This window comes from Sphingomonas sp. (assembly GCF_039594485.1).
In the GTDB taxonomy this organism is placed as follows: domain Bacteria; phylum Pseudomonadota; class Alphaproteobacteria; order Sphingomonadales; family Sphingomonadaceae; genus Sphingomonas.
The window spans coordinates 69,421-77,845 of record NZ_JBCNNI010000019.1 but is presented as its reverse complement, the minus strand read 5'-3'; the positions used below and the strand labels follow the sequence as shown (position 1 = coordinate 77,845).

The 8,425-nt window shown below is 61.8% G+C and carries 8 protein-coding genes and 1 pseudogene; 2 read left to right on the top strand and 7 right to left on the bottom strand.

What is annotated here, in order from left to right; translation table 11 throughout:
• Positions 1 to 204: 204 nt before the first annotated feature.
• Positions 205 to 690, top strand: a complete 486-nt coding sequence (locus tag ABDV78_RS11370; protein WP_343527531.1) for a hypothetical protein — start codon at positions 205 to 207, stop codon at positions 688 to 690.
• Between the two features lie 7 nt (positions 691 to 697).
• Here ABDV78_RS11370 and ABDV78_RS11365 read toward each other — a convergent pair whose 3' ends face one another.
• The 7 genes from ABDV78_RS11365 to ABDV78_RS11335 all read right to left on the bottom strand — a co-directional run bounded on the left by ABDV78_RS11365 (position 698) and on the right by ABDV78_RS11335 (position 8,151).
• On the bottom strand, positions 698 to 2,002 hold the full coding sequence (locus ABDV78_RS11365; protein WP_343527530.1) for a hypothetical protein: 1,305 nt from the start codon (positions 2,000 to 2,002) through the stop codon (positions 698 to 700).
• Entirely contained in the window at positions 1,999 to 2,541 is a 543-nt protein-coding gene (locus ABDV78_RS11360; RefSeq protein WP_343527529.1) for a hypothetical protein, read from the bottom strand. The genes ABDV78_RS11365 and ABDV78_RS11360 overlap by 4 nt, the downstream gene beginning before the upstream one ends.
• Positions 2,542 to 2,572: 31 nt before the next feature.
• Entirely contained in the window at positions 2,573 to 3,148 is a 576-nt protein-coding gene (locus ABDV78_RS11355; RefSeq protein WP_343527528.1) for a hypothetical protein, read from the bottom strand.
• Positions 3,145 to 3,717, bottom strand: coding sequence for a hypothetical protein (locus ABDV78_RS11350; RefSeq protein WP_343527527.1), 573 nt, complete (start codon positions 3,715 to 3,717; stop codon positions 3,145 to 3,147). The genes ABDV78_RS11355 and ABDV78_RS11350 overlap by 4 nt, the downstream gene beginning before the upstream one ends.
• A 408-nt stretch (positions 3,718 to 4,125) precedes the next feature.
• Complete coding sequence (locus ABDV78_RS11345; protein ID WP_343527526.1) at positions 4,126 to 6,357, bottom strand: TonB-dependent siderophore receptor; 2,232 nt, start codon at positions 6,355 to 6,357, stop codon at positions 4,126 to 4,128.
• A gap of 246 nt (positions 6,358 to 6,603) precedes the next feature.
• Complete coding sequence (locus tag ABDV78_RS11340) at positions 6,604 to 7,572, bottom strand: FecR domain-containing protein (RefSeq protein ID WP_343527525.1); 969 nt, start codon at positions 7,570 to 7,572, stop codon at positions 6,604 to 6,606.
• Positions 7,573 to 8,151, bottom strand: a complete 579-nt coding sequence (locus ABDV78_RS11335) for a sigma-70 family RNA polymerase sigma factor (protein ID WP_343527524.1) — start codon at positions 8,149 to 8,151, stop codon at positions 7,573 to 7,575.
• A 34-nt stretch (positions 8,152 to 8,185) separates the two neighbouring features.
• Between ABDV78_RS11335 and ABDV78_RS11330 the strand changes: the two are divergent.
• Positions 8,186 to 8,323, top strand: a pseudogene (locus ABDV78_RS11330) (IS5/IS1182 family transposase); the annotation flags it as partial.
• Positions 8,324 to 8,425: the final 102 nt, after the last annotated feature.

The following is an 8,425-nucleotide window of genomic DNA, read 5'->3' as shown; positions in this document are numbered from 1 at the left end:
GGCGCTTGCTCCACCGCAAGCTGGCCGCCTAACATCAGCCCCCAGACGAGGCCCGCTCTCCACTAATCTACGCCCCCATCTGCGCCAAATGTCCTGACGACGGACAGAAGAGGGTGCGATCCGCAGTCTGCGCACCGGCCCATTCTTTCACCTTCGCCAATGTTTTGCCGCTCGATCAGGCGGCTGCCCCAGATAGGCTACGCGATGGCCCATCCCGTCTCACGTCGTCCGTCGACCTCGCCGCCTGTGCGTCATGCGACACGGCTGCTGGCGATGATCCATGAACTGCACAAGGCCGGCTATCAGCGACTTCGCTTCTGCTCGGGCATGGCACCCAGCGGCGTGCATTGGCGGTGCCTGCTGACCCATGCCGACAATATCGGTCCTGACGGCCGAACGCCGATCGATTGGGATACCGAGACGGCACATTATACGACCGGCAGCGGGGATCGCTATTTCGGCTGGAGCGACGCGCCCGGTCTCTCCGCCCGCGAACTCGCCATCCGGTTCGTCACACGCTTTCCAGCGATCGCGGTCAAGGCGGACGGTGCGGATTGGCGCTATGCGGGATGGCTGACCGCGATACTGGGCAAGGCCGAACGCGGCGGCGTCGACGCGCTGCCCGTCTTCTATGCCGACTATCCCCTCGACCTCGCACCGGACGCGCTCCCGCCGCTACCCGGCGAATAGGGCCTCGCTACTTCAAAGCCCGCCACGCGCGACCGGCGGCGAAAGCGCGTTCCAGGGTCGCCGCCAGCAGGCATATCTTCAGCGTCTGCGGGATGATGCCGTCACCGGGATCGCTCGGCGTGCCGAGGAAGAGCGATATCTGATCGGCGATCATCTGCCATAGGGCGTGCGGATGTGGCCCGATCAGCCGAGTCAGCCCCATCCAGCCCCAGGCACACAGCCAATCCAGCCCCCGATACAACAGGATCACCGTCACCAGCGCGCCGACCCCCGCCGCCCCCGCCAGATGGACACTGTTCGCCGCCGCACGGTAGCGCTTGGCCGTCCCCGCCCAGAAATGACCGACGAAATCGCGCAGCCAGCCCGGCAGCTTCTGCCACAGACCGATCGTACCATCCACCTTGCCCGCCAGCTTCGCAGGGGCCTTCACCTCGGCCTTGTGAACGTCATAGCGATAGATCAGCGCGGCAAGCGCCAGCCACACCACCGGCAGCAGCGCATAGAAGAACAGGCTGACCAGCATATCCGCCAACCCCGGCGGCGTCTGTTCGACCGGCACCGGCAGCGCGGCATGGGCGATGCCGATCGGATGGCTGACCCATTGCCACAGGTCATGGCCGATATCCCCGACCCGGCGATGGGCAAGCCAGTGGAAGATGCCCCCCTTCCACTGGGTCAGGACATACAGGCCGACAAAGGTCCAGCCCGCTTCGCACAGCACGATCAGGATGTTCCAGGCCGGGCGTTCGCTCTTCTTCTGACGCGCTTTGGCGAAACGCCGGATCACCCAGAGCAACGCAACCGACGCGATCAGCCACAGCCCGCCCGACACGTCGAACAGCGAGCCGCTATAGGTCGGATCAAAGGGATTGAGCTGCGCCAACCCTTCCCGGCCATAAGCGCGGATCGTCTCACCCAGAAAACCCCAAGCCGCGTAATAGGCGAAAAAGGGCACCAGCGCCTGTGACACGATCACCGGCAAACGCCGCCAAGCTGGTCCGGCCGCATCATCCGCCACCGGTAATGCAGCGCCCTCTTGCCGCGAGGCGCGGTCGATCGCCGGCAAGGCGGGCCGTAGCGTCTCGAACATCACGACGATGACGACCAGCTTGACCAGCACCACCAGGGTCAGCGACAGCAATCCCGCCAGCCGGTTGCGGTAACCGATCCATACCGCACCTTGGAGCAACAGTTCGTTGAGCAGCACGCCGAGCAACGCCAGCGCCAGCAATTGCGGCCAATAGCGACCCCATAGACGAAGGCTGTCGCGGATCAGGGAAAGCGGTCCGCCGCGCATGGCCATGGCCGTCATTGCACCGTTCCTTGCGAAAAGCGGAGATAGGCGGGTCGTCCGTCGCGCGTGCTCAACGTCACGCGCAACCCCGCGGGCAATGGCCGCGGCAACAGATAATAGCTGTCGACAAAGACCTGGGCGCCCGGCTGAGCCTCCGCTACCGCCAGCCCGTCACAGCCCGCGCCCTTGACCTCGCCCGGCCTGGCCAGCGCGCGTTGCAGCAGATCGGGCACCGTCTCGATCGCCGCCCAATCATGGCTCGCCGCATCGATCAGGCTGATGCGGCAATCCAGCCATTTGGTTCCCGGACGACGGGGCTCGACAAGCAGGCGCACGCGCAGAAAGGTCCGGTCCTTCGCCAGGCCGGGGTCGGGCGGTAACGCATGGATGTCGACCAGTCGCACCGATGCCCCGTCATAGGCGACCGCCTGCGCAGATGCGACGTCGACCGGCTGCCACGCCTGCGACCGACGCACTTCACGCCAGTCGCGCCACCCCGAAACCAGCATGGTACAGGGTAGCAGCACGATGATGGCGATGATCGCGACCCAACGCATCCGCCGCTCGGCCATGAGGGTATGCAGGGGTTCAGAGCTTGGCATGGAGTTCATCCAGGTCGAGCAGCTTCGCTGGCGATGCCGGAGCGGCAGCCGGATAGGTGATCCGGGCCTGCGCCGTCAGCTGCGGATCGCGTTCCTCCGACACCAACAATGTCCCCTCCCCATTCGCCAGCTCGACGGGGAGCTCGAACACCACCACATCCTTGCGCTCCAGTCCCGGCTGGAGCGTCTTGGTCGCTGTCAGTACGACGTCGCCATCCTCTACCCGGCCGCTCGCGCGATAACGGCGTCCATCCGGTGTCACCCAGATACGACCATAGACATGCGCCGTCGCATGATCGACACGCGACCGTACCGGCACGACAAGCCAGACGCCCGCGCTGGTCCGCTCCTCGACCTTGCCAAGGGCTTTGAAGCGGATCGTGCGCGCCAGTTGGGGAGCCCCCCCGCGAACCGCCAGATTGCCGGTATCGACCCAGGCATCCGGCTTCCCGGCAACGGCGATGGGCCCCGTGATCCGCTCGTAGCGCGGCATGGTCCAACGCATGCCCGCAAGCACGAGCAGGCCGATCAGGATGATCGCGATCCAGCCGAAGCGCTTCACAGGCCGCCTCCCTGGGCCGTCTGCACCGGCAGATCGACGACACCGATTTTGTGCGCATCGGTCCAGAGCGGCTGCGCGTAAAGATTATCCTGCGGCTTGAAATTGCTGGCCATCACATCGAAGCGCAAGCGGGATGCGATGCGCTGTCCGGCGGGATAGGTCCAGACCAGCGCGACTTCCTCGGGCAGCCCGGGTTGCAGATCGGTCATGATCGCATGGTCGCGCATCAGATAGGCGGTCGGCCGTGCATCGACGCCCTTGATCGACGTGGCCAGCGCGACCGCCTGGAGCAGGCTGTTGCTGGAACGCGTCGTGCGATTGGTCGCCTGCACATAGAGGATGATCGCCTCGCGACCGGATCGCGATATCATCATGCCATCGGGAAGGCGGTCGCTGCGGCTCACCCGCTCAAAGCGAAGTGACCATTCCCCGGCCGGTATCGGATACCCCGCCGACAGCGTCGGGGGCGGCGGCTGATCCTTTTCCTCGAAAAGTCCTATGCCCCAACTGGCGATGATGGCAGCGATGCCGCCCACCCCTGCGACCGCACGGGTTCGCCATTCCTTCAAAGAGAAAATGGTCGCCAAAAAACGGCCCTCCTTGAATATTCGAGCAACGTCTATCACCGACGATAGTGCATTTGCAACACACGGGCGTGATCAGAGAATATCGTGGGCAACTATCCAACGCCGCACGGCGCACTTCGACCTCAGCGTTGCCACGCCCATCTCGTCACAGCGATTCCACCTATTATCAAACGTCATTCGCGGACCGAAGCGCCTGGAAACATCACTTGAGCACATGGTGTCCAGGGCAACAATTCCTCCCCCTGCAAGAAAGGGGAACCGTGCGCAGCCTGGTGGAGGGGTCTAACCGGTCGTAAGCCTCACCTGCTCTCCGACTTGGACACCCCTCCGTCAGGCCTGCCCCCGGCCACCTGCCCTTCCGGGGGAGAAATCGATGAATGTCGATTGCCCCTAAAATCGCCGCGTCAGCGTCGCAATGGCGTTACGACCGTTCCCGGTAAAGCAATCGCCGAACGCTCGACATTCACTATAATATTGCTTGTTCAACAGATTTGACACGCTAAGCGACAGCGACCAGTGATCGACGTCGATCGCCGCCAGAGAGTCGACGAGCAAGTAACTGGGCGTTCGGACCTGCCCGGCGAAAGCGGTGGAAAGAACCTCTCCAACATAGCGAATGCCGCTGCCTAGCCGCAGAGAGGGACCGCTTGAGGAAGGAAAGGTTTTGGATGCCCAGAGGGATGCATTATGCTTTGGCACGTCGCTCAACTGCACGCCGATCTCAGGCGCGAAGCCGCTGCTCACCACTCTTGCATTGACATAACCATAAGCCGCCGTGACGGTCAGGTCATTCGCCGCCTGATAGCGGCCCTCTACTTCGATGCCGCTTGATTTCACACGGCCAGTCTGAATGGAAACCAACGCATTTTTCGGGTCGTTGGTCAATCGATTGGTCTCGGTAATATCGAAGGCGGTAATCGTCAGCAGCGTCCTGCGGTCTGGTTGCCACTTCAACCCGCCCTCATACTGGTGCCCACGTTGCGGCCGATAAGGGTTCCCGAAGAAGTCGAGGCCAAGCACCGGCTGGAAGCTTTCAGAATAACTGATGTAGGGAGAGAGACCGAAGCCGATCTCACCAATCAATCCTGCGCGCAGAGTGGTAGCTTTGTCGTTCTGCGTCGCGCGGCCTGCGATCCGCGCCTTCGTCCAGTCCTGCCGAGCGCCCACGACCAAGGTGACACGATCCGCATAGCGCATCTGGTCCTGCACATAGACCCCCAATTGCGATTGGATCACCCGAGGACGGGCGACGAGTGACGGCTTGGGGATATTTCCATAGACCGGGTTATAGATGTCGATGCTGCCGGCCACGCCGACATCACGCGACTTGCGCTCCATGAAGTTGGAGTAATCGACACCAAAGACCACCTGGTGTTTGACGGCGCCGGTCGCGAATCTCGCTTCGATGGTATTGTCACTGTTCAGCGTCGCGATGCTGGATCGCTGGGCGTCATAATATCGTGCCACAACCCTTTTGTTGGCGTCCAGGAACGGATTGAACGGCTTGCTATATACACTGGAAGCGATCTGGTTGAAGACGACCTCGTGCCGTGCGTAGCGGCTGTTGCTCCTCAGGGTTACGGCATCATTGAGCCGATGAGACAGAATTGTCGTCGCCGATCCCTGCTGCGCTGAAAGCTTGTCGAAGTTGGGCTCGCCTAGAAAAGTATTGATGGGCAGACCCGGGCCACCCGCCAGGCGTGTCGCAGCATAGGGCAGGAATTGCTGGCTCGACGCGTTTCGATCGCGTTGGTAAGTTCCAATCAGGGTTAGCTCGGTTCGATCACCGGCACGCCAGGTAAACGATGGCACCAACAGAACCCTACGGTCGGGGATAAAGTCGGTTTGCTGGTTTGCGTCCCGAACCACGGCGACGATGCGCGCGGCCAAATTTCCCTGACCGTCGATTGGACCCGTGATGTCCGCTTGTATCTGCTTGCGATCGAAGCTGCCATATTGGATGCCGATCTCGCCGCGCGGGTCGAACGACGGGCGTTTGGTGATGGAGTTGACGATTCCGCCCGAACCACCCTGGCCGTAGAGTACAGACGATGGGCCTCGCAACAATTCGACCCGTTCCAGCGAATAGGTATCCGTCCGCGATATCGAGGTATAGCCGAGTTTGCGCAGCAGCCCGTCCTGATAATAAGCGGGGAAGAAGCCGCGCACCATCGCCACGTCTCCCCGTGTGTCCAGGCCAAAGCTTTCCGCCGCAACACCTGCGGAATAGCGCAGCGTTTCCTGGACGTTGAGCTGGTTGCGATCGGCAATCAACTCTTGCGGTACAACGCTGATCGCCTGCGGGATTTCAACAAGCGGCGTGTCGGTTTTCGTAGCCGTGAAGGCACGTCCACCCGTAACGACGATGTCCGTAGGAGTGGGCTCCGGCGCATCGGCAGCTTTGATGCGCGCTGCGGGTCGGCGCTTCTGGGGGGCAGGTTGAGTCCGGGTCTGGACCACGCTCTGCAATGTAAAGCCTCCCCGCCCATCCGGGACAGCCTGAAGGCCACTCCCCCTCAGCAACATGCCAAGTGCCTGAGCCGGCGTGTAATCGCCGCGCAGGCCCAAGGCTCGTTGTCCCCTGACGAGCGCTGGATCGAACACGATCATCACGCGGGTCATTCTACCAAGTTGAGCGATAGCACTACCGAGAGAGCCCGCTGGAATGTCGATTTTCTGTGCGTTAGACGCCGTCTGCGCAATGGCCGGTGCTGGCCATGTTCCACTCCCAATTCCGATAGCGAACGCCGCAAACGCCGTTGCGCCATGGACCCCCGAAAATTTTACCACCCTTCTCGTTCCTTCTTCAAACATCGCTTCGAGAAGTGGGACGGACGAGTTTGAAAATGGGGAACTCCAGACGGCGAATTATTTGACCTGACCGATAGCGAGAACGCCATCGCGGGTGCGCGACAGGTGAAGGCCCGTAGACCGCGCAATACCGTCCAGCGCGCGATCGGTATCGGCCAGCGGGAAGCTGCCTGACACCGTAACCTCTTCCAGTTCGCCAGGATCAAAGCGCACCGGCCGCTGACGATAGCGGTTGAGTTCATTCAAGACCTGTACGACAGGCTGATCGTCTGCCGCGAGCCATCCTTCTGCCCAGAGCCCAGCCGTCTCGGGATCGGTTTGGCCGAGACGTTCCACCCGTCCTTGCGCCATGCGCACCTGCTCGCCAGGGGAAAGATCAACACAATCTTGCGGACGAGCCGTTTCCAGGCAGGCCCGCACGACGGACTCGATCACGCTGACGACCGTCGCATCATCATCTCGGCTCACGATGAAGGCGGTTCCACGCGCGGTTACCGTACCGTCGCGCGTCTCCACAACAAATGGTCGCGCTTTGTCCTTTGCCACGCGGGCCAGGATTCTTCCTCGGAAAAGCGTTACCGTCCGGCGATCACCATCGCGGCGGAAGTCTATCGCTCCGTTGGTATCGATCGTCACGCCGCTACCATCCGCGAGCGTGATCTCACGCTGTTCACCACGCACGGTCTCGTAATCGGGGAACCAGGCCCGCACTGTCATGGACTGCGCTGCGAACCAACCGCCTGCGGCGAGCAGCGCCAAACCAAGCGTCAATCCACCCTGCCAACGGCTCTTGTGGGACTTGCCCTCCAGTATCGTCTCGATGGTCTCTCGGCCGATGCGGTCAGTGCTATCGAACTGCGCATCCAAGCCACGCATTCTGTCCATCGCCAGACGATGCAGCGGATGTTCGCGACACCAGTCGTCACAGGCGTTGCGATCATCCTGCGTCGCCTCGTCGGTCGCGAGTTGAGCAGCCCAATAAGCCGCCTGCTCGATCATTTCGGAGGTTGGTCGCTGCGTCGTCACTCAGTCAGGATATCCCAGCGCATAGCAATGCGCATAAGCTTGCGCGACATAGCGCTTCACCATGCGCTCCGACACGCCGAGTTGGCTGGCCGCGTCGACATAGCGCAGACCGTCGAGGCGGACCATCATGAAGCCCCGCCTCGCCTTTTCGGGCAACGTTTCGAGGAGACGCAGGATCGCATCCAGCAATTGGGCGGCTTCTGCGATCCGCTCGGGCGTCAGATGATCGGCGTTGCCCATTCTTGCCGCATGGATGGTGAGGTAGGCGCGCTCCACATCGCGGCGACGGATATCGTCAATAAGGATGCGACGTGCGACCGTTGAAAGATAGCTTCGGGGATTACGCAAGGCCATTGCCTCGTTCGTCTCCAAAACCCGGCAAAACGTATCTTGCGCCAGATCGGCTGCGCGGTGCGAGCAGCGGGTATGCTGTCGCAGCCACCCCCGTAACCACGTGCCATGTGACGCATAAAGCGTCCCGACATCAATGGTAGCTGCACCGATAGCCACTGGGCCAAACTCCCTGGTCACCTCACGGCCATCACGATCGGCAATGGCTGGCTGAACGGCGGGAGCCATAACGCCAGTGCTATCCATTCTCAATAGCAAATATTATGCAGCCAATTCCCTACGCACCTTCATCGCCGACGACCTTGGTGCCACCGCGCAGATCAAGGCCAATCCCGGCCGCACCGCCAAACCTCCCATCGACTGGCGCCTCTTCAAGGAGTGCCATCAGGTCGAATGCTTCTGTTTGGTCCCGCACCATCAATCGCCGGGACCAAACAGGTAGGTCCGAGTGATAAAGACCGCGACCGTGCCGTCGAAGATGAAACGACGGAAGGAGAAGCTT

Bases quoted from the DNA above. Each gene is read 5' to 3' on its own strand.
- ABDV78_RS11365 (WP_343527530.1), bottom strand. From the start codon at position 2,002: ATGACGGCCATGGCCATGCGCGGCGGACCGCTTTCCCTGATCCGCGAC.
- ABDV78_RS11345 (WP_343527526.1), bottom strand. From the start codon at position 6,357: ATGACCCGCGTGATGATCGTGTTCGATCCAGCGCTCGTCAGGGGACAA.
- ABDV78_RS11370 (WP_343527531.1), top strand. From the start codon at position 205: ATGGCCCATCCCGTCTCACGTCGTCCGTCGACCTCGCCGCCTGTGCGT.
- ABDV78_RS11335 (WP_343527524.1), bottom strand. From the start codon at position 8,151: ATGGCTCCCGCCGTTCAGCCAGCCATTGCCGATCGTGATGGCCGTGAG.
- ABDV78_RS11360 (WP_343527529.1), bottom strand. From the start codon at position 2,541: ATGCGTTGGGTCGCGATCATCGCCATCATCGTGCTGCTACCCTGTACC.